The sequence below is a fragment of the Alteromonas sp. ABH4_456 genome, from assembly GCF_056160645.1.
The window spans coordinates 18890-43680 of record NZ_JBSWXO010000019.1; the positions used below are offsets into that span (position 1 = coordinate 18890).

24 protein-coding genes are annotated in these 24791 nt (G+C 49.0%); 11 read left to right on the top strand and 13 right to left on the bottom strand.

Annotation, left to right across the window (positions count from 1 at the left end):
• Positions 1-177: 177 nt before the first annotated feature.
• From ACXAG2_RS19855 to ACXAG2_RS19875, 5 genes are read left to right on the top strand one after another with little or no spacing between them, the layout of a single operon-like run.
• Positions 178-606 (top strand): nuclear transport factor 2 family protein, encoded by a 429-nt coding sequence (locus ACXAG2_RS19855; RefSeq protein ID WP_474869896.1) that lies wholly within the window; start codon positions 178-180, stop codon positions 604-606.
• Positions 603-1322, top strand: a complete 720-nt coding sequence (locus ACXAG2_RS19860) for an SDR family NAD(P)-dependent oxidoreductase (RefSeq protein ID WP_474869898.1) — start codon at positions 603-605, stop codon at positions 1320-1322. The genes ACXAG2_RS19855 and ACXAG2_RS19860 overlap by 4 nt, the downstream gene beginning before the upstream one ends.
• Positions 1323-1334: 12 nt before the next feature.
• Positions 1335-2606: an NAD(P)/FAD-dependent oxidoreductase gene (locus tag ACXAG2_RS19865; RefSeq protein WP_474869900.1), complete on the top strand. Its 1272-nt coding sequence runs from the start codon at positions 1335-1337 to the stop codon at positions 2604-2606.
• Positions 2603-3364 (top strand): DUF1365 domain-containing protein, encoded by a 762-nt coding sequence (locus tag ACXAG2_RS19870; protein WP_474869902.1) that lies wholly within the window; start codon positions 2603-2605, stop codon positions 3362-3364. Before ACXAG2_RS19865 ends, ACXAG2_RS19870 begins: the two co-directional genes overlap by 4 nt.
• The gene (locus ACXAG2_RS19875; protein ID WP_474869904.1) at positions 3364-4623 is read left to right on the top strand and encodes a class I SAM-dependent methyltransferase; all 1260 of its coding nucleotides are present in this window, start codon (positions 3364-3366) and stop codon (positions 4621-4623) included. The genes ACXAG2_RS19870 and ACXAG2_RS19875 overlap by 1 nt, the downstream gene beginning before the upstream one ends.
• Positions 4624-4654: 31 nt before the next feature.
• Here the strand turns inward: ACXAG2_RS19875 and ACXAG2_RS19880 are convergent, their stop codons facing one another.
• Positions 4655-5581, bottom strand: coding sequence for a flagellar motor protein MotB (locus ACXAG2_RS19880; RefSeq protein ID WP_119501917.1), 927 nt, complete (start codon positions 5579-5581; stop codon positions 4655-4657).
• A gap of 6 nt (positions 5582-5587) precedes the next feature.
• Positions 5588-6349: a flagellar motor protein PomA gene (pomA, locus tag ACXAG2_RS19885; RefSeq protein WP_474848069.1), complete on the bottom strand. Its 762-nt coding sequence runs from the start codon at positions 6347-6349 to the stop codon at positions 5588-5590.
• A 236-nt stretch (positions 6350-6585) separates the two neighbouring features.
• Between pomA and xseB the strand changes: the two genes are divergently transcribed.
• The 3 genes from xseB to dxs are packed head-to-tail and all read left to right on the top strand — an operon-like array spanning position 6586 to position 9674.
• Entirely contained in the window at positions 6586-6831 is a 246-nt protein-coding gene (gene xseB, locus ACXAG2_RS19890; protein WP_119501919.1) for an exodeoxyribonuclease VII small subunit, read from the top strand.
• A gap of 51 nt (positions 6832-6882) precedes the next feature.
• A complete protein-coding gene (locus tag ACXAG2_RS19895) occupies positions 6883-7776 on the top strand; it encodes a farnesyl diphosphate synthase (RefSeq protein WP_474869907.1) in 894 nt (297 codons plus the stop codon).
• A 32-nt stretch (positions 7777-7808) separates the two neighbouring features.
• Positions 7809-9674 carry a 1-deoxy-D-xylulose-5-phosphate synthase gene (gene dxs / locus ACXAG2_RS19900; protein WP_474869909.1) on the top strand — a complete coding sequence of 622 codons (1866 nt, stop codon included), beginning with the start codon at positions 7809-7811 and terminating at the stop codon, positions 9672-9674.
• An 81-nt stretch (positions 9675-9755) separates the two neighbouring features.
• Here dxs and ACXAG2_RS19905 read toward each other — a convergent pair whose 3' ends face one another.
• From ACXAG2_RS19905 to lpxD, 10 genes are all read right to left on the bottom strand, one after another.
• Positions 9756-10247, bottom strand: coding sequence for a phosphatidylglycerophosphatase A family protein (locus ACXAG2_RS19905; protein WP_474869911.1), 492 nt, complete (start codon positions 10245-10247; stop codon positions 9756-9758).
• A complete protein-coding gene (gene thiL, locus ACXAG2_RS19910) occupies positions 10247-11212 on the bottom strand; it encodes a thiamine-phosphate kinase (protein WP_474869914.1) in 966 nt (321 codons plus the stop codon). Before thiL ends, ACXAG2_RS19905 begins: the two co-directional genes overlap by 1 nt.
• Positions 11213-11273: 61 nt before the next feature.
• A complete protein-coding gene (gene nusB, locus ACXAG2_RS19915; RefSeq protein WP_119501924.1) occupies positions 11274-11693 on the bottom strand; it encodes a transcription antitermination factor NusB in 420 nt (139 codons plus the stop codon).
• A gap of 11 nt (positions 11694-11704) precedes the next feature.
• A complete protein-coding gene (gene ribH / locus ACXAG2_RS19920; protein WP_119501925.1) occupies positions 11705-12178 on the bottom strand; it encodes a 6,7-dimethyl-8-ribityllumazine synthase in 474 nt (157 codons plus the stop codon).
• A gap of 85 nt (positions 12179-12263) precedes the next feature.
• Positions 12264-13364 carry a bifunctional 3,4-dihydroxy-2-butanone-4-phosphate synthase/GTP cyclohydrolase II gene (ribBA, locus tag ACXAG2_RS19925; RefSeq protein ID WP_119501926.1) on the bottom strand — a complete coding sequence of 367 codons (1101 nt, stop codon included), beginning with the start codon at positions 13362-13364 and terminating at the stop codon, positions 12264-12266.
• 18 nt (positions 13365-13382) lie between these two features.
• The gene (locus ACXAG2_RS19930) at positions 13383-14048 is read right to left on the bottom strand and encodes a riboflavin synthase (protein WP_474848063.1); all 666 of its coding nucleotides are present in this window, start codon (positions 14046-14048) and stop codon (positions 13383-13385) included.
• A gap of 21 nt (positions 14049-14069) precedes the next feature.
• Positions 14070-15191, bottom strand: coding sequence for a bifunctional diaminohydroxyphosphoribosylaminopyrimidine deaminase/5-amino-6-(5-phosphoribosylamino)uracil reductase RibD (gene ribD, locus ACXAG2_RS19935; protein ID WP_474869916.1), 1122 nt, complete (start codon positions 15189-15191; stop codon positions 14070-14072).
• A gap of 8 nt (positions 15192-15199) precedes the next feature.
• A complete protein-coding gene (nrdR, locus tag ACXAG2_RS19940) occupies positions 15200-15649 on the bottom strand; it encodes a transcriptional regulator NrdR (RefSeq protein WP_119501929.1) in 450 nt (149 codons plus the stop codon).
• 102 nt (positions 15650-15751) lie between these two features.
• The gene (gene glyA / locus ACXAG2_RS19945; protein ID WP_303573109.1) at positions 15752-17008 is read right to left on the bottom strand and encodes a serine hydroxymethyltransferase; all 1257 of its coding nucleotides are present in this window, start codon (positions 17006-17008) and stop codon (positions 15752-15754) included.
• 193 nt (positions 17009-17201) lie between these two features.
• A complete protein-coding gene (gene lpxD, locus ACXAG2_RS19950) occupies positions 17202-18239 on the bottom strand; it encodes a UDP-3-O-(3-hydroxymyristoyl)glucosamine N-acyltransferase (RefSeq protein ID WP_474869918.1) in 1038 nt (345 codons plus the stop codon).
• 219 nt (positions 18240-18458) lie between these two features.
• On the opposite strand from lpxD, the gene ettA reads away from it, so the two are divergent.
• Complete coding sequence (gene ettA, locus ACXAG2_RS19955; RefSeq protein ID WP_119501932.1) at positions 18459-20132, top strand: energy-dependent translational throttle protein EttA; 1674 nt, start codon at positions 18459-18461, stop codon at positions 20130-20132.
• Positions 20133-20275: 143 nt separating this feature from the next.
• On the top strand, positions 20276-20677 hold the full coding sequence (locus ACXAG2_RS19960) for a PilZ domain-containing protein (protein WP_232373373.1): 402 nt from the start codon (positions 20276-20278) through the stop codon (positions 20675-20677).
• 4 nt (positions 20678-20681) lie between these two features.
• Here the strand turns inward: ACXAG2_RS19960 and radA are convergent, their stop codons facing one another.
• Positions 20682-22046, bottom strand: a complete 1365-nt coding sequence (radA, locus tag ACXAG2_RS19965; RefSeq protein WP_474848059.1) for a DNA repair protein RadA — start codon at positions 22044-22046, stop codon at positions 20682-20684.
• A gap of 167 nt (positions 22047-22213) precedes the next feature.
• On the opposite strand from radA, the gene ACXAG2_RS19970 reads away from it, so the two are divergent.
• Complete coding sequence (locus tag ACXAG2_RS19970) at positions 22214-24742, top strand: PilZ domain-containing protein (RefSeq protein WP_474869920.1); 2529 nt, start codon at positions 22214-22216, stop codon at positions 24740-24742.
• The last annotated feature ends 49 nt before the right edge of the window (positions 24743-24791 follow it).

The window sequence follows — 24791 nt, forward strand, 5'->3', positions numbered from 1 at the left end:
CACAGTATTTTCATTATTCACTGAGCTTAACTACGGCGAAAAATAAATTTGGATCGGAGTATTTACACGCTTTAATAATTTGACTGCCGACCTGATTCTGATCCGCGTGTAAGTAAAATTGGTATACATTCAGGACGATTTTACATACTTCATTACTCAGTCAGTAAATATTGCATCATGAGCATCATTAAACGGTTTTGTGAATTTTATTCTGAATTACATAAGGTCAACCCCGACCACCTTGATAGCATTTATACAGCTGACATCGAGTTCATAGACCCTATCACCACTCATCACGGGCTGGATAATGTGATTGTGTATTTCAGTAAGTTACTGAATGAAACCCAATCATGCCGGTTCGATATTCACGAAACCCTGCTGTCTCAGAAAGATAACACCAGCACATATACTGTTACCTGGACAATGCATTTAGTGCTGGCGAAACCTGCGAAAACTATCACGCTGGATGGTGTCAGTGTTGTGAGGGTTCGTGATGACAAAATTTTCTACCACCGGGATTATTACGACATGGGAGAAATGGTTTATGAACACATTCCGCTTCTCCGCTGGATTATCAAAAAAATAAAGGCAAGGTTAGCTTCATGAAAACAATGTTGGTTACCGGTGCAACGTCAGGCATAGGAAAAGCTTTCACACTGCATGCCGCCCGTCAGGGATATCATGTTATTGCTTGTGGCAGAAATGAGGAAGCGCTGGCGGAGCTGGCATCTGAATCCAATATCACCACCGCAAAATTTGATTTAACAGACCTTGATGCTACCCGCACCGCCATCGCGCCGCTGCAATTTGATATCGCAGTACTGAATGCCGGCAATTGCGAATATGTTGACGTAGATAAATTTGAACCTGACATATTCAGACGGGTGTTTGAGATCAACTTTTTCGGGATTATCCACAGCGTCGACGCATTATTGCCTAAACTTAAAAAAGGCGATCAGCTGGTAATCGTAGACAGTATGGCCAGGCTCATTCCGTTTACCCGCACAGAAGCTTACGGAGCAAGTAAAGCGGCTGTGCATTATTTTACTAAGAGTCTGGATGTGGATCTGGCGGAAAAAGGCATTATTGTTCAGTCAGTGTCTCCGGGCTTTGTAGAAACACCGCTGACAGATAAAAATGATTTTGATATGCCTATGAAAATAACGGCAGAAGAAGCGGCAAAAGCGATGCTCGACGGCATTGAAAAACAAAAGAAGAGTCTGTTCTTCCCTACAGGGTTTGGCTGGATTATGCGCACGCTGCATAACCTGCCAGCAGGCATACAGAGGTGGCTGTCTCTGAAAATGAGACAACAGCAGTAAGGTACGAGAATAATGCATCGGCGAATTGCGATTATCGGAACAGGGATTTCCGGACTTACGTGCGGATATTTATTGCACAAAGAACATCAGATCACTGTGTACGACGCCAACGATTATATTGGCGGGCACACGGCAACAAAATTAATAGACGTGAAAGGCAGACAGTGGCCCGTGGATACGGGCTTTATCGTTTTCAATGACTGGACTTACCCCCGCTTTATAAAATTAATGGATAAACTTGGGGTCCGGCGGCAGCCCACTGAGATGAGCTTTTCTGTCCGCAGCGAAAAAACCGGCCTTGAGTATAACGGTAACAACCTGAATACTCTGTTTGCACAAAGACGTAATCTCTTCAGACCACGATTCTGGCGGATCGTACGGGATATTTTGGCATTCAACAAAGCCTGCAAAGAACGCGCTGCGGAAAATCAACAAAGTGATTTCGACATCACACTCTTTGACTATATTAAGTCCCTCGGGCTCAGTGACGACTTCGCTAATTACTACATTCTGCCAATGTGTGCGGCAATATGGTCTGCCAGTCTGGAGCAAACGAAGCAGTTTCCTCTCGCCTTCTTCCTGCAGTTCTTCAACAACCATGGTCTGCTTAACGTCACTGACCGCCCCCAGTGGTACACCCTGATTGACGGCTCTCACAGCTATATTCCTAAGCTGACAAAAGGGTTTGCAGACAATATAAAGTTGTCGACACCGGTTTCACGGGTAGAAAAAAACGGTAACGGCTGGCTGGTAACGGTAGGCGGTCTGGAACCTGAGCAATATGATGAGGTCATCTTCGCCTGCCACTCAGATCAGGCGCTGGCCATGCTGGCTGAGCCTACGCCTTCACAATCTGCCATTCTCAGTGCGATTCCTTATGCTAAAAATGAAGTCGTGCTGCACATGGATACCACCCAGCTACCCGACAGAAAGCTGGCATGGGCAAGCTGGAACTACCGACTGAAAGAAACACCTGAAGAAAATCATGCCCCGGCGGCTGTTACCTATAATATGAACATATTGCAGCGTTTCGATACCGCACCGGTGACCTTTTGCGTCACGCTCAATAATACTGCTGCCATTGATCCGGCAAAAATTCTGCGACGCTACGATTACGCCCATCCTCAATACAGTGCGCCCATGGTCGCAGCCCAGCAGCGGCGCGGCGAAATCTGCGGGAAAGAAGGTCTGCATTTTTGCGGCGCTTACTGGTACAACGGATTTCACGAAGATGGCGTCAGAAGCGCTCTGGATGTGTGCGAACGCTTCGGGGCAACTTTGTGAGTCAGCAAGTGGTTTCTCAGACGGAAAGCGGCATCTACCTGGGCAAAACGTTCCACCAGCGGTTCAGGCCGGTGGAACACAAGTTTGAATACGATATCGCTTTATTCTGGCTGAAACTGTCGGAAGCAGACAGTCTCGGTGAATCACTTAAGTGGTTTTCCGTACACAGGAGAAATTTCACCCGCTTCTATCGACCCGATTATTGTGGCGACGCCAGTGTGCCCCTTGAAACTGCGGTAAAGTCTAAAATGACGTTACTGAACAAGGGAGCTGAACTCGACGGTGATGTTTACTTTCTCGGCCAGTTGCGCACCCTTGGCATGTACTTCAGTCCGGTAAATTTCTATTTTTTACGGGACCCTGCCTCAGGCATCTATACTCACATGATGGCTGAAGTCAGCAATACACCCTGGAATGAAAGACATTATTATCTGGTCGATATGGCCAGCCAGCAGGATACGGAAAAAGCATTTCATGTGTCGCCGTTCAACCCGCTGGAGATGACCTATAAATGGCAGATAACGCCGCCGGGTGAGCGCTTTTCCTTATCCCTGTCCTGTCACACAGAGAAAAAGGATTTTGTAGCCGGCGTGAACATGACAAGAATTTCACTTAATAATGAGAATCTGCGCTCTACACTGAGACGTATACCCAGTATGACAATAAAAACCGTAGCCGGTATCTATTGGCAGGCACTGAAATTATTTATCAAGCGCGCGCCAATTTACGATCACCCTAAAAGTCAGGAACCGAGATAATGTCACACGGCGAATCCACTTTTATATTTCAGCAGGAAGCCAGCAGTATTGACCGCGCTTGCAGAAGTGCATTTTTTAAAGTGTTGTCACTGTTACCCGAAGGTCACATGACAATCAAAGAACATGGCACTACCGTAGCCCAATTTGGCGATCCGGAAAGTGAGCTTAAGGCCGATGTAAACATACTCAACGTAAAAGCTTACCGCCATTTGCTGTTTGGCGGCAGTGTGGCATCAGGTGAAACTTACATTGACGGATTATGGACCAGCCCGGACCTGACTTCAGTGATCAGAGTGTTCGCCCGTAACTTACCCGTACTGGACAAATGGGAAGAGAAATTCCGTCTGCTGGTGCTCCCTCTCCAGAAGGTACAGCATTTCTTACGCCGTAATACTGAAAGTCAGGCGAAGAAAAATATTGAAGCTCATTATGACCTGGGTAACAAGTTATATACGCGGTTCCTTGATCAGACCATGATGTACTCTTCAGCTATTTATCCGGATCCTAACGCTTCGCTGAGCGATGCCCAGACTCACAAACTAAAAACAATCTGTGACAAATTACAGCTGAAACCATCGGATCACCTGATGGAAATCGGCACCGGCTGGGGCGGTCTGGCTGTTTATGCAGCAAAGCACTATGGCTGCAAAGTCACCACCACAACCATCTCTGAAGAGCAACATGCTTATGCTGCGGCCTGGATAGAAAGAGAAAATCTGGGTGACAGAGTCACCCTGCTAAAACAGGATTACCGGACACTCGAAGGCCAGTATGACAAACTGGTGTCCATCGAGATGATTGAAGCTGTAGGTAAACGTTATCTGGGCAACTTTTTTGATAAATGTGCCTCACTACTGAAAGCCGATGGTTTGATGTTATTGCAGTCTATTGTCATTGATGACCGCCGTTACGACAGTTACAGCAAGAGTGTGGATTTTATTCAGAAATATATTTTCCCGGGCGGTTTTCTGCCCTCGCAGCTGGTTATCAACGACTACCTCAAACGTTTCAGTGACTTATCTGTAAGAGATTTACAGGATATCGGGCTGGATTATGCCAGGACGCTGGATGACTGGTACAAGGCTTTCATCAATGCCAAAGAACCGCTGATGCAGGATGGTTATGACGAGCGCTTCATGCGCATGTGGACTTACTATCTTAAATATTGCGAAGGCGGGTTTCTGGAGCGGACTATTTCGACGGTTCAGCTGGTCCTGTCAAAACCTCACTTCAGAGACACAATACAACGGGGAGCGTAGCGCTTAATCGTTGCGCCCTTTCCCCGCGCAGCTATTCTTCCAGCACCGAAATAGGTTCAGACAATAACGGTTTGCCCTGATTGATGTTAATTTCGACCCGGCGATTGCGGGCACGGTCGTCGGCAGTGGCTGCGTTTTCAACCAGAGGTTTAGTGTCAGCCAGACCGGTCACGGACATACGTGACTCATCAAAACCCGGCGCTTTACGGATCTCTTCCGCCACGGCCACAGCGCGTTGTGCAGACAAATCCCAGTTAGAGCGGTACAGCTCATTGGCAATATGCTGGCCGTCACTGTGTCCTGAAATTTCTATTTCCCCGGGCATTTCTGCCAGTAAGGTACCGATTTTTCTCAACACAGGCTTAAACTGAGGCTGCAAAAATGCCGAACCGGCGGAAAATGAACCGTTTTCTCTGATCCGGATAGTCAGTTGCTGACCCAAAGACTCCATTTCAATAGAGCCGTCCGCCACTTCTTTTTGCAGTTGTTCAGCCACCTTCTTCATCATTTCGTTGTCCTGCTCTTTGTCAGAGCTTTGTGACGATGAAGCGGCGGAGTCTGATGCAGTTTGCTGAGCCTGACCACCACGCTGGGACCCGCGCTGTGTCTGCCGGCCACCGGATGAGTCCTCATCCCCGGCCTGAAATTCCAGCGTTGGCTGAGTCATATCGATGGTTTGCTGCTGAATGGTTTCAATAGGCGTCGGATCCGGACGGCCCGGGCGAAACTCCATCGCGATAACACTGGTTCCCTTGGGAATGTCTTTGACTTCAATTTTATTCTGCACACCGAAGGCAAACTTCATGGAGCCGGCGATTTGCTTAAATTTCAGTACATCCATTTCCGAGAAAGACAGCAGCAGAACGAAGAAGCACATCAACAGTGACATCAGGTCAGCGAACGTCCCCATCCACGCTGGCAGGCCGGGAGGGGGACATTTAGGGCATTCATCTGACATAGCAGATTACTCCTCGTCCCCGCCGCCACGTTTACCGGCAGCGATGTAATTTTTCAAAATTCCCTCAATGACTTTCGGGTTCTGACCGTCAGCAATACCGACGATACCGTCAAGGACCAGAGACTGATTCAGTTTCTCTTCCTCTTTACGGTTGTCCAGTTTAGCTGCAATCGGCAAACAGATAACGTTTGCCAGGAAGGCGCCGTAAAGTGTTGTTAAAAGTGCTACCGCCATGGCAGGACCGATTGATTTAGGATCATCCATGTTTGATAACATGGCAACCAGACCAACCAGTGTACCGATCATCCCCATCGCCGGCGCAACATCGGCCAGACCTTTAAAAATTGAACCACCGAACTCATGGCGCTCGGTGGTCATCTGAATATCTTTTTTCAGCGTTTCTCTGACCACTTCAATGTCGTGGCCATCTACCAGCATATCTACGCCCTTTTGCATAAAGGCATTATCGATTTCGGCTTCTTCCAGTGCGAGAAACCCGCCCTTACGGGCCGCATCAGCCATTTCAACGATTTTTTCAATCAGCACTTCCGGCGGATCGATTTTGAACATGAACGCTTTGCCGGCCACTTTACCGGCACCGAAAAACTGGCCCAGCGTAAACTGAGACATTACTACGAAGATAGAACCACAGAATACAATGAGCACTGAGGCAACATCGACGAACATGCCCAAATCCCCACCCAGGATCATGGCCATGACAATAAAGCCGATACCACCTAACATGCCTATGACGGTTGCTAAATCCACTTATTGCTCCTCAAAAAACTCTCTTATCGCGATGCCATTATCTCTATCGGCCGGTATTATGAATTCTATAATCAAAATACAAGATTACCAGATGAATGCTGATTATTAGGTATCACCAATAAAACCAGAGAGATACCCGTCGTTTGACCACACAGGAACAGGACAAACCAATTGACCCCGCGTGCCTGCCCGGTTAATGTGCGCGATTATCATTAAAACTGCACCGGGTATCCGACGTGACCACAGAAAAAACGCCATCTGCGCCCTCTTTTGAAGCATCACTGGCAGAACTTGAAGCCATCGTGACGGAAATGGAATCGGGAGAACTGCCGCTGAATGAAGCTTTAGAAAAATTCGAACGTGGCGTAAAATTATCCCGTCTGAGTCAACAGGCTCTCGCGCAGGCAGAACAGAAAGTCAAAATATTGCTCGCTGAGCAAGGTGAACAAACACTGGTTGATTTCACCCCTTCTGAAGACTGATAAAATCTGGCGGAGAGACCGCTCCGCTCCACCTTGTTATACAGGTAATTCATGACAAATATAGACAGCTTACGTCAGAAGATTAAGCACGACACTGACGAAAGCTTGCTGCGCCTCGTTGCCGCACTTCCTGATCACGCACCACAACTTCGCGCAGCCATGGAATATGCGCTCCTTGCCGGTGGCAAGCGTATGCGTCCGTTACTGGTACATATCATCGGCAATACACTGGATATTCCCGGTCAGGATCAGGCCGCAGTGAGCATGGCGATAGAATGCATTCATGCCTATTCTCTGGCCCATGACGACCTGCCGGCAATGGACGATGACGATCTTCGCCGAGGAAAGCCCACCTGTCACATTCAGTTTGATGAGGCGACGGCTATCCTTGCCGGAGATGCCTTGCAAACCCTGGCGTTCAGTATTCTTGCTGATGCACCCATGAGCGACTTTGCCAATGGTCAGCGCGCAAAACTGGTCAGCATTCTTGCCAGAGCCTCAGGTTACGCCGGCATGTGCGGTGGTCAGGCGATAGACCTTGCAGCTACCGGTTCCACCATCGACATTGCGTCTCTAACCCGCCTGCATCGCTTGAAAACCGGCGCATTGCTACAGGCCTGTGCGGAAATGATTACGGTACTTTGCAATGATCTTAAACCGGAACACCGCGAAGCACTGACGGGTTACGCGGGAGACATGGGGCTGGCCTTTCAAATTCAGGATGACATTCTGGATGTGGAAGGTGATGCCGAAGTCACCGGTAAACCGCAGGGTTCCGATATTGAACTTGGCAAAAATACGTTTCCGGCATTACTGGGAATGGCACAGGCGAAGGCTGAATTAAACCGTCTTCATGCCAGCGCCCTTCAAGCTTTAGACAGTTTGCCCTACAATACCGGATTGCTGTCTGAGTTTACGGACCTGATGGTAAAACGGACATACTGATTTATGCTAAACAACATAATGAAACGATAACAATGAGTTTAGAATTAACGCACTATCCTGTTCTGGCACAGGCACTGACGCCGGATGAACTCAGAAAGCTGCCACAGGAAAAACTCCGTGAACTGGCTGATGAGTTGCGACAGTTTTTACTGGCTTCAGTTAGTCAGACCAGTGGCCATTTTGCTTCCGGCCTTGGCACAGTAGAACTGACCGTGGCTTTACACTACGTGTATAACACCCCATTCGACCGTTTATTATGGGATGTAGGCCATCAGGCTTACCCGCATAAAATTTTGACCGGCCGTGCCGGCCGCATGTCGACGATCCGACAAAAAAATGGTCTGCACCCGTTCCCGTGGCCTCCGGAAAGTGAGTACGACACCTTTGCTGTCGGTCACTCGTCCACATCCATCAGCGCCGCGCTGGGTATGGCTGTAGCAGCAGAAAAAGAAGGCAAAGACCGCAAAGTGGTTGCCGTCATCGGCGACGGTGCAATGACAGCGGGTATGGCGTTTGAAGCGTTGAACCATGCCGGGGACATTAATAAAGACCTGGTGGTGGTACTTAACGACAATGAAATGTCTATTTCGGAAAACGTCGGTGCACTGAACAGTCACCTGGCACGTCTGCTTACCGGTAACTTTTTCAATAAAATCCGCGATGGCGGTAAAAAGCTGCTGAGTAACGTTCCACCGATTAAAGAGTTTGCCAGCCGTGCAGAAGAGCACATCAAAGGCATGGTAGTGCCGGGCACTATTTTTGAAGAGCTCGGGTTTAATTACATTGGTCCCATCGACGGCCATGATGTTAATGGCATGGTCGATACCCTGCGCAACATGCGTCAGTTCTCAGGCCCGCACATCCTGCATGTGGTTACACGAAAAGGGAAAGGCTATCCTGTAGCGGAACAGGATCCGATTAAATTCCACGCTGTACCAAAATTTAATCCGGAAGATAACGCCCTGCCTAAATCTGCACCTTCAGCCCCCACGTTTTCGGCTATTTTCGGCCAGTGGTTGTGCGATATGGCGGCTCAGGATCCCAAACTCATGGCCATTACCCCTGCCATGCGTGAAGGCTCAGGCATGGTGAAGTTTTCCCAGCAGTTCCCTGAACAGTACTTTGACGTAGCAATAGCAGAACAGCACGCTGTGACCTTCGGTGCCGGTCTTGCCAAAGAAGGGTATAACGCCGTTGTTGCCATTTACTCTACCTTCTTGCAAAGGGCTTACGATCAGTTGATCCATGATGTGGCGCTACAAGACTTACCTGTGCTGTTTGCCATCGACCGCGCCGGTGTGGTTGGTGCTGACGGTCCCACTCACCAGGGCGTATTTGATATCGCGTTTTTACGCTGTATTCCTAACATGATCATTATGACCCCTGCTGATGAGGATGAATGTCGTCAGATGCTTTATACCGGTCACAAGGCGCAGAAGCCTGCTGCTGTGCGTTATCCCCGCGGTGCCGGCAAAGGCATCACGCCGCAACAAAGCATGACTGAAATCCCGTTGGGCCAGTCACGTACGCTTCGCAAAGGTAACAAGCTTGCTATTTTGAATTTCGGTACATTGCTACCTTATGCAGAGAAAGCCGCTGAATCTCTCAATGCCACAGTGGTTGATATGCGGTTTGTTAAACCTCTGGATACTGCGGTTATTGATGAAATCTGCAAGGAGCACGAAGGCATCGTGACCTTGGAAGATGGCTGTATCATGGGCGGTGCAGGTTCTGCGGTAACCGAATATCTTCAATCTGCGAAGCAAAGAATGCACACACTTCATCTTGGTCTACCTGACAGCTTCATATTGCAGGGTACCCAACAGGAAATGTATGCTGAGCATGGTCTCGACACCGCCGGAATTGTCCGTCAGGTGCAGGCGTATTTTGGTGACTGAGAAAGGTTACTGTAAAACATAAACGAAAAAGCCGTTCTGCTTCAAACAGAACGGCTTTTTTATTCGATAAGTCCGTGAAAGTTAACCTATGGCGGGAACCAGCCATATGAGACCATGCAGGCACACACAAGCCATAATCCCAGCAAGAATATCATCCAGCATGATGCCAAGTCCCCCGTGAACCGTTTTATCAACGGGTCCGATAGGCCAAGGCTTCAAAATGTCAAAAATACGGAACAACACGAAACCGGCAATAAGCGTAGAAATACTCAGCGGAACAAACAGAAAAGTAAGAAGCATACCGGCCACTTCATCCCAGACAATGGAGCCGTGATCATGAACACCCATATCTGTGGCAGTTTTACCGCAAAAATACACACCCGCAATGCAGCTCAATATCGTCGCCGTGATAAAAATAACGTTACCGGCCGGCGCAAAGAGAAGAATTAAGGGAATCGCTGCCAGAGAACCAAACGTCCCCGGCATCAACGGGATCAGACCGGAGCCAAAGCCCAGTGCACAAAAATGCACCGGATTTTTCATTGATACTCTGGCACGGTACTCAGGTTGCATTAAAAATCGTGCTCGTAGCCCGCAACGTCTTTCAGTTGATACGGCTCGTCATACAATTTTAAGTCTGTTTTGCCTGCCTGGCCGGTTACCTGACCGATGCAGGTAGCCTTTACACCTGTGCTGGCCAGAGACGTTTCCAGATTGCCACGCTGCTCTTCGTTTACAGTGAAGACCAGTTCATAATCGTCACCGGCAGTCAGCGCATAACGGTAGGCATCCTGTGCACCCACACAATTGAATAAGGCCGAAGACACGGGTAAGCGGTCTACGTGCACAGTTGCACCGCAATTCGATGCTTTCAGAATGTGATTTAAATCGGCCAGCAGGCCGTCTGACACATCAATGCAGGAAGAGGCAATGCGTCGCAGCGCTGTTCCGACAGCTACACGCGGAGTGGGATACAAATGACGTTTAACCAGAAACTCCCTGTCTTCCTCTTTCGCTTCACGTGACCCTTTGAGAATATCCAGACCAGCGCCGGCATCACCGGTAGTGCCGGTAACATATATCCAGTCGCCGGGTCTCGCCGTGCTGCGCTTCAACGCTGCTTCAGGAGGAATAAAACCCTGCGCAGTGATAGTCATAGCCAGAGGACCACGTACCGTGTCACCGCCAATGAGCTGCACAGAATAGTATCTGGTCAGCTCATACAAGCCGCTGGCAAATTCTTCCATCCAGGTTTCGTCCACATGCGACATAGACAGGGAAAGAGAAATCCAGGCTGGCTCTGCACCCATTGCGGCGAGATCACTGAGATTAACAGCTACTGCTTTATAGGCTACGGATCTGGCAGGCGCATCTTTAAGGAAATGCACGCCGGACACCAGTGTATCAGTGGTAATGGCGAGCTGCTGATTTGCAGGAACAGACGTAACAGCACAGTCATCACCGATGCCGACGATTACGTCTTTTCGTTGATGGCCGCCATTTGCAAAGTAACGGCCAATAAGATCAAATTCTTTCACGTTTTACCGGTTAACTCAGTGTCGTCGTGTCATTACGTACAGGTACGTAAATGGATCGCTGTTAACGCTCGTGCTGACGTAACGTCTTCACCGCTTTATCTAACGCACCATTGATAAACTTATGGCTTTCTTCGGCACCAAAAGATTTAGCAAGTTCAATGGCTTCGTTAATAATTACGCGATAAGGCACGTCCATGCGCTCAGTTAATTCATAGGTAGCAATACGCAGAATCGCTTTTTCGATAGGATCCAGTTCTTCCGGTAAACGGCCAAGGTATGGCTTAATTTTTACGTCTAATGCTTCTGCATTTTCCGCAACACCGCGCAACATGGCCTGGAAATACACCATGTCGACTTTCTGCATATCGTTACTGGTCGCAAGTGATAACTCCACCTGGGCGATATCGTTCTTGCTCATTTGCCATGAATAAACACCCTGAAGGGCAAGTTCTCTGGCTTTATGACGTGCGGATACTTTCACGTAACCCCCGGTTAAAGATCGTTAAGCGCTGAAACAACGTTCACCATCTCAAGGGCACCCAGTGCAGCTTCTGCACCTTTGTTCCCCGCTTTGGTACCGGAACGCTCAATAGCCTGTTCGATAGAATCTGTGGTGATAACACCGAAAGAGACCGGAATACCATACTCCAGTGATACTTGGGCCAGACCTTTGTTACACTCACCGGCAACAAAATCAAAGTGAGGCGTACCACCGCGGATCACCGCACCTAAAGCGATAATCGCATCGAACTGGCCTTTTTCTGCCAGTTTTTTCGCTGCTACAGGTAATTCATATGCACCCGGTACGCGAACCAGGGTGATGTCATTGTCGCTGACTTCACCGTGACGCTCTAACGTATCCAGCGCACCTTCAAGCAAGCTTTCTACAACAAAACTGTTGAAACGTGACACAACAATCGCGAATTTCTTGCCTGTTGCGCGAATATTACCTTCAATTACCTGCATGGTATTCCACCCCTATGAAAAAACGGCGCGCAGTATAGCATAACTGCGCGCAAACTAAATCGAATGTTCACGAATTACACGGGAACTAATTATGAATGTATTCCACCACATCCAGTCCGAAGCCGGACAACGCGTGGTATTTAACCGGCTTGCTGAGCAAACGCATTTTTTTAACGCCCATGGTCGCCAGAATCTGGCTGCCAACACCTACGGTACGTGATGAACCGGTCCAGGTTTTTCCTTCCGGCTTTTCACCACGGTCTTCTGCAGCAAATTGTCTGACCTGCCCTTCCAGGTCTTCTTCTTTACCCAGCACCACCAGCACACCACCCTCGTCTGCAATGCGCTTCATGGCATCAGGTAACGTCATGGTACGGTTTATCGCGCGGGTAGAACCCAGTAAATCACTAAGCGTATTATGCAAGTGAACACGCACAAGTGTAGGTGTTTCCGGGTCAATGTCACCTTTCTTCAGCGCAAAGTGAATCTGATTATCGATAACATCTTTAAAGGTATGCAGTTCGAACTCACCATATTCCGTAGGCAGGCTGCACTGGGCAACTTTCTCTATAGTGGTTTCGTTCAGATTGCGATATTCAATCAGATCCGCAATTGTGCCGATTTTTATATCGTATTTTTCGGCGAATTTTTCGAGCTCAGGACGACGGGCCATGGTGCCGTCTTCATTGAGGATCTCGACAATAACAGCAGCTGGCTCACAGCCACCAAGACGGGCAAGATCGACGCTTGCTTCGGTATGACCTGCACGGTTCAGTACACCACCTTCTTTAGCGATTAACGGAAAAATGTGGCCCGGCTGCACAATATCAGTTGCTTTAGCATCCTTACCTACCGCGGCCAAAATTGTGGTCGCGCGGTCTGCAGCAGAAATACCGGTGGTTACGCCACGTGCTGCTTCAATGGAAACGGTAAAGGCGGTATGAAATTGTGCGCCGTTTTTATCTACCATCAGCGGTAAATTCAAACGTTCACAGCGCTCCTGCGTCATGGGCAGGCATACCAGTCCGCGGGCATGAGTAACCATAAAGTTAATCGCTTCCGGCGTCACATGCTCAGCGGCCATGATGATATCGCCTTCATTCTCGCGATCTTCATCGTCCATCAGGATAACCATTTTACCCTGACGGATATCTTCAATTATTTCAGCTGTGGTGTTGAGTGCCATAATTTCACTTATGTAGGGTTATTTTCTAAGAAAACCATTTTCGGCCAGGAAGGCCATACTAATGTCTTTTTTGGTGGTCTTTTCTGCTGCCTTGTCACCCATCATCAGGCGTTCCAGATAGCGGGCAACCACGTCTACTTCCAGATTGACCCGACTGCCGGCTTTATAAGTGCCGATAACCGTTTCCTGCAGGGTGTGAGGGATGATCCACAACATAAACTCATTGCCATCCACCTCATTCACAGTCAGGCTGACGCCGTCCACCGTGATACTGCCTTTATGGGCAATATACTTTGCTAACTCAGTGGGGGCAGAAATCCAGATTTCAATGTAAGTACTGTGTTTAACAATCTTTTTGACTTCACCAACGCCGTCCACATGGCCGGATACAATATGACCACCAAAACGATCGGTGGGGCGCATGGCTTTTTCCAGATTCACGGTACTGCCGGGCTTATAATTGGCAAAACCGGTGTAACGGATGGTTTCGGCTGACACGTCAGCACAATAATAATCTGTACCGAAGTCGGTTACTGTGAGACAGACGCCGTTTGTGGCAATACTGTCGCCAAGGGCCACATCAGACATATCCAGCTTTTCTGACGACACAGTCAGCTTGATGTCTTCGCCCCGGTGATCAAGAGACTGAATCGTCCCCAGGGCCTGAATAATTCCGGTAAACATCGTATACCCTCTACAAAAGCGTTACTTAATAATATCGTATGACAAGCGGATATCAGGGCCGGTTTGCCGTACGTCAGTCAGTGACAGTACCGGCGTTTCATCCAGCGACACAAATTCATCCAGCGTGAGCATGCTTTGTGCTTTGTCACCCAACAGTTTGGACGCCTGATACACCACAAGCCGGTCAACTTCACCGGCAGTAAACAATGCACCGGCAAGACCCGGGCCGGCTTCCACCCAAACATCATTAATTTGCCGCTCCCCCAGCTTCTCCATGAGCTGAGACAGGTCTATGTAATTGCCACGCATGGAGACGGCCAGTGCAGGGACACTGGTTTGCGGCGCAACTGGCTGACCGGTTACCCGCAGGGTTTTGTGTCCGTCTGTGAATAATTGCAGATCGTCCGGTAACCGGTTGTGGCTGTCTATCACGACCCTGAGCGGCTGCCTTACCGGCGAAACAGGATAATCAGAAAAATTGGCTTCATTTTCCCTGACCAGCAAAGACGGATTGTCGGCCAGTGCAGTGCCACTGCCGGTTAGAATGGCACAACTTGCAGCACGGTGTAATTGCACATCGCGACGGGATTCGGGACTGGTGATCCATTGACTGACGCCGTTAGACAACGCTATTTTGCCATCAAGACTGATACCCAGTTTCACCGTTACCCGCGGTTTGCCTGATACCATGCGTTTGATAAAACCGGGGTTCAATGCTGCCGATTCGGCCGCCAGAATATCAGACACCACATCAATGCCGGCATCCTGAAGTTTTTTTATGCCACGGCCGCTTACCTGAGGGTTCGGATCAGTCATGGCGATAACCACCCTGCTGACACCAGCCTCCACTAAAGCATCGGCACAGGGAGGCGTTCGTCCGAAATGACTGCAGGGCTCAAGTGTGACATAAGCCGTACCGCCACGGGCCTTATCGCCCGCTTCACGAAGAGCATGTACTTCCGCGTGGGGAGTGCCGGCCTGAATATGGTAACCCTGTCCGGCTAAGGCACCGTTACTGTCAAGAATAATACAACCGACACGGGGATTCGGAGATGTGGTGAACTGACCCTGCGTAGCCAGTCTGATGGCTTTCGCCATCCAGGCGTAGTCCTGAGAAATGGAAACAGCTGACGTGGTTTTCATGGCGGTTATCAGTCTCCTAAACGGGCAATTTCCTCACCAAACTCACGAATATCTTCAAATGAGCGGTACACTGACGCAAACCGCACATAAGCGACTTTGTCCAGCACCTTCAGTGCATCCATAATCAGATTACCAAGGAATTCACTGGAGACTTCCCGCTCACCGGTAGCACGCAATGCAGACTTGAGCGACAAAATCACTTCTTCCACTTTCTCCGTGCTCACAGGGCGCTTTTCCAGTGCCCGCTGCAAGCCGGCGCGCAGCTTATCTTCATTGAACGGCTCTCTCGAACCATCCCGTTTAATGACTCTCGGCATCACTAATTCAGCACTTTCAAAGGTAGTAAAGCGCTCGTGACAGATAACACATTCGCGACGGCGACGTACCTGATGCCCTTCTGCCACCAGACGGGAATCGATAACTTTGGTTTCCTGTGCCGAACAAAACGGGCAAAACATAGCAGGTCCTTTTAACAACAAAGCCGCCAGGCAGCACAGGCTGCTCTGACGGCATCAACTCTTACTGACTAAGAGCGGGGAATTTCATACTGATAAAACGGCTTACCCGTAAACCGGGAACGCTTTACACAGTTCAACAACTTCACCTTTAACACGCTCAACAACACTTTCATCACCCATGTTGTCCAGAATGTCGCAGATCCAGGTCGCAACCTGTTTCGCCTGCTCTTCTTTGAAGCCACGACGGGTAATCGCCGGACTACCGATACGCAGACCACTGGTCACGAACGGTGAACGTGGATCTTTTGGTACAGAGTTTTTGTTTACAGTGATGTTTGCACGGCCAAGCGCGGCATCAGCGTCTTTACCTGTGATATCTTTCTTAATCAGATCCAGCAGGAACAGGTGGTTTTCAGTACCGCCTGACACTACGTCGTAACCACGCTCCAGCACCACTTCAACCATGGCTTTTGCGTTTTTCACAACTTGCTGCTGATATTCTTTAAATTCAGGCTGAAGGGCTTCTTTGAACGCTACCGCTTTAGCTGCAATAACGTGACACAGAGGACCACCCTGGTTGCCGGGGAATACGGAACTGTTCAGTTTCTTGTAGATGTCTTCGTCGCCACAGGCAGACAGGATCAGACCACTACGGGGACCCGCAAGGGTTTTGTGAGTCGTGGTAGTCACTACGTGTGCATGAGGCAGCGGGCTCGGATAAACACCGGCAGCAATCAGACCGGCAACGTGTGCCATGTCGACCAGCAGGTACGCACCTACTTTATCTGCGATTTCACGGAAACGGGCCCAGTCAACCACTTTTGAATAAGCAGAGAAACCACCGATAATCATCTTAGGCTTGTGCTCTAAGGCCAGTGCTTCAACCTGCTCGTAATCGATTTCGCCGGTTTCTTCATTCAGACCATACTGTACCGCGTTGTAGGTTTTACCTGAGAAGTTTACGTGAGAACCGTGAGTTAAGTGACCGCCTTCAGACAGACTCATACCCAGAACAGTATCACCGGCATTAATTAGAGCCATAAACGCAGCAGCGTTGGCCTGAGAGCCTGCATGGGGCTGAACGTTGGCGTACTCAGCACCAAACAGTTGCTTAGCACGGTCAATCGCCAGTTGCTCTACCACGTCTACATGCTCACAACCACCATAGTAACGCTTACCGGGATAACCTTCTGCGTACTTATTCGTTAACTGAGAGCCTTGCGCCTCCATGACACGTGGACTGCAATAGTTTTCTGATGCGATGAGCTCAATGTGATGCTCCTGACGCTCAGCTTCTTTGGCCATGGCATCTGCCAGTTCCGGATCGTAATCCGCAATAGTCATATCGCGAGGTAACATGAAGGCTCCTTACTCTGCGTTTTATGGACAGCTAAAAAATGAGGGGCATATTTTAGTCATTTTAAGCCGCATGTATACTGCTTTATGCCCGTTTCGTTTATATCCGCAGCGGCAGCATTTCTTAACACTGCCCTACCGCTTATACGCCGCGGCCTGCGGCCATATATAACGTTTAATTACAATTCAGAAAGATTTAACCTTTTTCCAGCGCTTTCACACGGTTAAAGAGATCATCGATCTGACGGGTCCGTACAGTCACTTTACGCCAGTCGCGGTTTTTCATGGCCGGCTGACCGGATGAATAAACGCCGGACTCGGTAATATCCTGCACAATCATGGTATAACCGGTTACCTGCACATTGTCGCAAATGCTGATATGTCCATTCACACCACAGCCTCCGCCAAGTATGACGTATTTGCCGATATGACAACTGCCAGCAATGCCTGTAGCGCCGCAAATACAGGAGTGATCACCAATGATACAGTTATGTCCTACCTGTACCTGATTATCGATAATCACATTCTTACCGATGATGGTATCTTCCATTGCGCCACGGTCGATGCTGCTTGAAGCACCAATTTGTGAATCATCGCCAATCTGTACACTGCCGGTTTGCGGAATAGGCAGCCATGTTCCTTTGTCGTTTGCGTATCCAAAACCTGCCGCTCCAATAACGGTCTGGCTGTGAATAGTCACCCGCTTACCAATCACAATATCGTGATACACGGTGACGTTGGGATAAATGGTCGAACCCTCACCAATTTTCGTGCCTTTTCCAATCACGGTATTTGCGCCGATTCTGACGTTATCACCCAGCATGACATTATCTTCAATAATGACATTGTGACCCAGTGACACATTGGTTCCCAGCGTAGCAGAAGAAGCCACAACCGCCGTTTCAGCGATTCCGGATGCCACCTCAGGTGTGGTGTCGAACAACTGGGCTATGCGGGCAAAGGCTGCGTGGGGATTACTGTGAACCAGCGCAGGAACCGGACACTCGTCCAGCATTTTCTCATTCAGAATCACCGCTCCGGCGGCCGTATCAGCCAGTTGCGACTTATATTTTACGTTGGTCAGAAATGAAATCTGGTGGCCTTTGGACCCGGCCAGAGTGCCCACACCACTCAGCTTTGTTTCGTTGATACGGGCTTCATCACCCGCCACACTGCCACCCACGTGGTCAGCCAGCTCAGTTAAAGTGTATGTGCGTTTTGCGTGTGCCGTCATAGCTTAACCTGTTAGTCAATTTCCTGTGTGTATGGTAATGCAAAATCCCGGATTCGTCCTGACCCTCACCATTAATTTCCTGCCATCCGCCATGTAAACGTTCAAAATTAACCCATCATTGAAAATCACTGCTGGCTTTACTGGTCAGATTGAGGACAAAGCGAGTACAATAGATGGCATATCATTTACTTATATTGAAGCAAGGACACTGTTCGGAACATGTCATCACAATACGTATATTCCATGCACAGGGTTGGCAAAATTGTGCCACCCAACCGTCATATTTTAAAAGATATCTCTCTGAGCTTTTTCCCTGGCGCCAAAATCGGTGTTCTGGGTCTTAACGGTGCGGGGAAATCTACCCTGCTCCGCATCATGGCCGGCGTGGACACCGAAATAGAAGGTGAAGCCCGCCCGCAGCCGGGTATCAACATTGGTTACCTGCCACAGGAACCTAAGCTGGACGAGTCCAAAGACGTACGCGGCAACATCGAAGAAGCGGTTGCTGATGTAAAACACGCCCTTACCCGTCTTGATGAAGTGTATGCCGCCTACGCCGAAGCAGACGCCGATTTTGATGCGCTGGCAAAGGAACAAGGTGAGCTGGAAGCGATTATTCAGGCGAAGGACGGTCATAACCTGGACAACGCCCTGGAACGTGCTGCGGATGCCCTGCGTCTGCCGCCATGGGACGCCGATGTTTCCAAACTGTCCGGTGGTGAACGCCGCCGTGTAGCATTGTGTCGCCTGCTGCTTGAGAAGCCGGATATGCTGCTGCTTGACGAACCGACTAACCACCTGGACGCAGAATCTGTTGCCTGGCTGGAACGCTTCCTTCACGACTATGAAGGTACTGTGGTAGCCATTACCCACGACCGTTATTTCCTTGATAACGTTGCCGGCTGGATCCTGGAACTCGACCGTGGTCACGGTATTCCGTGGGAAGGTAACTATTCATCCTGGCTGGAACAGAAAGAAGCCCGTCTTGCCCAGGAAGAACGCACTGAAAATGCCCGCGTGAAATCCATGAAGCAGGAACTGGAATGGGTGCGCTCGAACCCGAAAGGCCGTCATGCTAAATCGAAAGCACGTATGGCCCGCTTTGAAGAAATGTCCACGTCTGATTACCAGAAGCGTAACGAAACTAATGAACTGTTCATTCCACCGGGTGAGCGACTGGGCGATAAAGTCATTGAAGTGAAGCACCTGAAAAAAGCTTATGGTGACCGTGTACTTATCGATGATATGGACTTCGTAGTACCGAAAGGCGCTATCGTCGGTATTATCGGTCCTAACGGTGCGGGTAAATCTACCCTGTTCAAAATGATCTCAGGTCAGGAGCAGCCGGACGAAGGTGAAGTGGTTATTGGTGATACCGTTCATCTTGCCAGTGTGGAGCAGTTCCGCGACCACATGAATGACAAGAATACCGTGTGGAAAGAAATCTCTGACGATTCTGACATTATCCGCATCGGTAACTTTGAAATTAACAGCCGCGCTTACTGCAGCCGCTTTAACTTCCGTGGCAGCGACCAGCAAAAGTTCATCGGCGATCTGTCCGGTGGTGAGCGCAACCGTGTTCACCTGGCCAAACTGCTGAAAGCCGGCGGCAACGTGTTGCTGCTCGATGAACCGACCAACGACCTGGACGTTGAAACCCTGCGTGCACTGGAAAATGCCTTATTGGAATTCCCGGGCTGTGCCATGGTTATCTCGCACGATCGCTGGTTCCTCGACCGCGTGGCCACGCATATCATTGACTACCGCGATGAAGGTAAAGTTAACTTCTTTGAAGGAAACTACACCGACTACGAAACCTGGCTGAAAGAAAACTTCGGACAGGACGTGGTAGAGCCACACCGCTTGAAATATAAGCGTATGGCGAAGAAGTAATACACAGGCCCCGCATTTGCGGGGCTTTTACTATCTGGTTGATTAATTTTCCGGCTTTCACAGGATTAATTTGAACGATCAGGTTGACCTTACCCCGTTGTTTACACTAATAATTAAGGGGTAAGTTATCAGGAAGAACAATTGTGGATAAACGACAGTTTCAGCGTGTAGATTTAAAGGTACCGGGAGAGCTCAGTCTCCATGGTAACAGCATACCTGTTACTGTTGAGGATGTATCACTGCAGGGCCTGCGCCTCAGCGCTGCAGAAGCCATGCTGGACATGTTGCCCTTCGACAGTCACGACCCTTACACAGTGATGTTTAAAGCAAATCCCGACAGTCCGTTAATGACACTGTATCTGATCCAGCTTTACCGCCAGTCTCCGCAAAAAGCCGGCGTCATTTATATCGGCTGTAAAGTTGATCACATCGATGTGGAATGTCTCGCCGAACTGCGCCGCCTGATCAATCTGAACAGCGGCGACGATGCGTTAAGCGAAAAAGACATGGACGCCCTGCTCAATGCAGTCTATCCCGGCAACTGAATGCTTAGCTGAGTGCATCCAGCGCTTCTGACAATTGACTCACCGGCACGACCTGCAATCCGGCTACCGGCTGTTTGGGCGCGTTGGATTTAGGCACGATAGCCCGTTTAAAACCGTGCTTGGCGGCTTCTGTGATCCGCTCACTGCCGTTCGGTACCGGTCTGATTTCACCGGCCAGACCCACCTCACCAAATACAATCAAATCCTTTGGTAAAGCACGGTTGCGGAAACTGCTGACCATCGCCAGCAATAAGGCTAAGTCAGCACTGGTTTCTGAAATTTTTACACCACCCACCACGTTAACAAATACGTCCTGATCGTTCATCTGTACATTACCGTGACGGTGCAACACTGCCAGTAACATGGCGAGCCGGTTTTGTTCCAGACCAACTGCAATCCGGCGGGGATTAGCCATCTGCGAATAGTCCACCAGCGCCTGAATCTCTACCAGCAACGGTCTGGTGCCCTCCCAGACTACCATCACACTGGATCCCGGAGCCTGATTTTCCCCCCGACTGAGGAAAATAGCGGAAGGATTGCTGACTTCTTTAAGACCTCTTTCCGTCATGCCGAAAACGCCAAGCTCATTAACAGCACCGAAACGGTTTTTATGACTGCGTAATGTTCTGAAGCGCCCGTCACTCTCGCCTTCCAGCATCATTGAACAGTCTATACAGTGCTCAAGGACTTTCGGGCCGGCCAGATTGCCATCTTTCGTTACGTGGCCAACGATAAACATGGCGATATGATGTTGTTTCGCAAAACGGGTCAGATAAGCGGCACTTTCCCTCACCTGCGATACGCTGCCGGGCGCAGACTGTACATCAGCCACATTCATTACCTGAATCGAATCAATAACCATAATTTTAGGCTGCTGTGTCAGTGCCAGCTCGCAGATAGTCTCCACATTGGTTTCTGCCAGCATCATCAGCTTATCAGTGGGTAACCCTAACCTTTGGGCACGCATGGCCACCTGTTGCAACGACTCTTCACCGGTAACATAAAGCGCGCTACGTTCTTTGGCTAACTGACACATCACCTGCAGTAACAGTGTACTTTTACCGGCACCGGGTGAACCGCCTATCAACATAGCCGCGCCGGGTACAATGCCACCGCCAAGTACCCGGTCCAGCTCTTTGAAGCCGGAGCTGAATCTGGGTAATGCTTCCAGATCGATGGCATTAAGAGGTTCTATACGGGCATTCGTCTGACCGGCGTAACCGCTGAATCCGGCCTTTGCTGTTTTAGCAGGGGAAACCACAAACTCTGAAATGGTGTTCCAGGATTTGCATTCGCTGCATTGTCCCTGCCACCTTGGAAACTCTGCGCCACAGTCAGAACAGACGTAGGCTGTTTTACGTTTTGCCATTTGAATTATTTTAAAGGTATTATTTTGCGCTATTCTAACGTTATTATGAAGGCACTGCATACCGGATTAAAGTAGGGATGGAGTCCGGGTAAATGTTCACTTACAGTCTCAGCGAAGTCTGCCGATAAGAAATACAACAGGGCAGCCAATTAAGAACAGTAGTTAAAATGGAAAAAGAACTTCAGCAATATGCAAACATTATAGAGCAGCTGAAATCATCAATCGGCGCCCCTGAATTCAATCAAGTTTTGATGCAACTGACGCAGAATCTTCCGTCAGAAAAACGCTTTCTCATCAAAATGGAGTTGAAAAGACTGGCCAAGCCCTGTGTACGCTCAATTGATCTGCGCGGTCAGGTGGACGGTGAATGCAAGCTTTTCGAATACCGTGGCAGGAAGCACTATCTCGATGACGTTGCCATAGACGTTTTTAACCGCCAGGTGAATATCTTCGGAAATTACACCTTTGGTGTTTACGAAACGGTGATGGCAACAGAAAACAACTTCAGGGTGATGCGGGAGCGGGCTGAACAACAAGCCTTGCAGGGCACGATTAAATCTGAAACAGAAACCAAGCAGGAAAACCTTCACCAGTACTCCATTCCTGTTGTCAATTTGCTGAATTATGCTCACCGTAATCAGGAACGGATGAACTTTGCTGTCGCAGTTGAAATACAGGACGAGAGCGGCAGTCAGTACAAAGCCAGCAGTGTGGATATTTCTACTGAAGGGCTCAGGTTGAAGTTACCGAAAGAATACCGCTTCCGGCCAGAACAGAAGTTACACATATTCTTCCGGGGCCTGGAAGATGAGTTTGCCATGGATAAGCGCTCGGGTATTGTTTATGAAGTCATTACCACCAAGTTTGAAAAATCAAATTATTACCTCATTCTTAAACGTAACCGTCAATTCCCTTCCCCGTCATTCGACAAGTTTCTCGATAACTTCATTCATGGCAACAAACGTCGTTATAAGGTTAACCTGACGAACACCATTGATGCCATCATCAATAAAACTGCAGAGCAGTATATTTCCCCCTGTAGTCCGTCGCTGCCGGTATTCATCGACAGTATCAATGACGCATTGCTTCCCCGTTATGCCATGCTCAATACCATCAACAAGGATATCCTGGATTACTGGAAGGATGAGACCGGTGAGATCAAACTGGGCTATTTGCTGAAACCTTCGCGACTGGCAAAATTGCAGGCTGATGCAGATAAACATAACGAACTGTATGTTTATTGTTTCACCCACATCCAGAACGGTGCGGTGTATTTCTACTCGGCGTCCACACGTGAACTGGAACAAAAAGAATCACTCAAGTCTGTTTTCATCGGATTTGGTTCCCGGAAAGTCAGCTGGCGGGTATTTAAACTGACAATGAGCACCATGTCACCGGATGAAGCGCATTGTCCGCTTTCTATTCCGGATGACGTAGGCAGTGTGGCAAAGAAACAAAACACGCCGCCTTCAGCCCGCCTGATGGCAAAACTAAAACGTCTTCAATACCTTGTGCATATTACAGATGTCACCTCTGAAAGCGGTCAACGGCAATATGCGGCGTTAAAATTTGACCGTAGTAACCTCGCCCATCTTCGCATTTTTGCTCACCCCAGAAATAAGCAACCTGCCCCTATCCGCCCTTACCGTTATCGTTTTCAGGAACAACGGATGGAAACCCGCTACATTCTGCGGTCGCCAGTTGTGTTAAGTGGCCTGAATGAAACCATGCAGTGCAAGGGGATTTCTGAAGATATCTCCATATCCGGCCTGCGCCTTGAAATTCCCGGCGAGTTTGACGGAGAAAAAGGCAGCCTGGTGAAAATTGCGCTGCCTGAACTGCAAGCGCTGACGACCAGGCACGATGTGACTGGATTGATTTACGAAGTGGTTTATTACAATACAGACCGCAATATTGTGCATCTTCGTGCCGCCGAAGGTGAACCGGGCGCTGCAGCCAGAAAGTTTTTTGATAATCTGATCAAGCAGAACAAACAGGCACTGCAAACCTATCCGGAAGAAGAAGAAATTCCGGGTATCGGTCATGCCCTGCGTTGTATTAACGCCCGTCACACACCTAATTTCGCTTTTCTGCTGGCCAAAAATGGTATTCGCTACGAGGCGGATATGGCTGTCATGAACGGAGTGAATTCTGTATCAGCACGCATGTTGACCCATTTCACCGGCAGTCGTAAAACCAACGTTGAGTTTCTCTACCGGGATAAGAACCTGGAAGCTCCGCTCATGCTTCATGGCATTAAAACCATGAGACTGGAAAATCAACCATTACGGCAAGAGCTTTTTATTGCTTATGATCCGGCCCGTAAAAACAGCAAACTGGCCATATTGCCTAAGCTGGATAAAGATTTTGCCAATGATGACACCAGAAAGTCCTTTATCACTGAAGCACTGGCAAGAGGTCACTTTATTGCCATGCAGGTTATTTTAACGACCACAGGTAAACCGGATCTGGACATGCTGCAAGCCGAATTAAGCTATGTCAGCATGTACGCATTGCACCGCGCTAAAGAACTGGAAGAGAAGATCTGGGGTATGGGCGCATCTGTGCACCTTGTCGACATGACCAGCGAAGTAATGACGCGTTTTGGCTATGACAAAGCAACCATTTCCCGTAACAGTCAGCTAAAGGCCATCAGCGAATCGACAGCGCAGATTGAAAAAATCCTCAACAATTAAACAAAGAAGACATGCTCACGGCATGCCTTCATCGCTTTGCTCTGTTTCA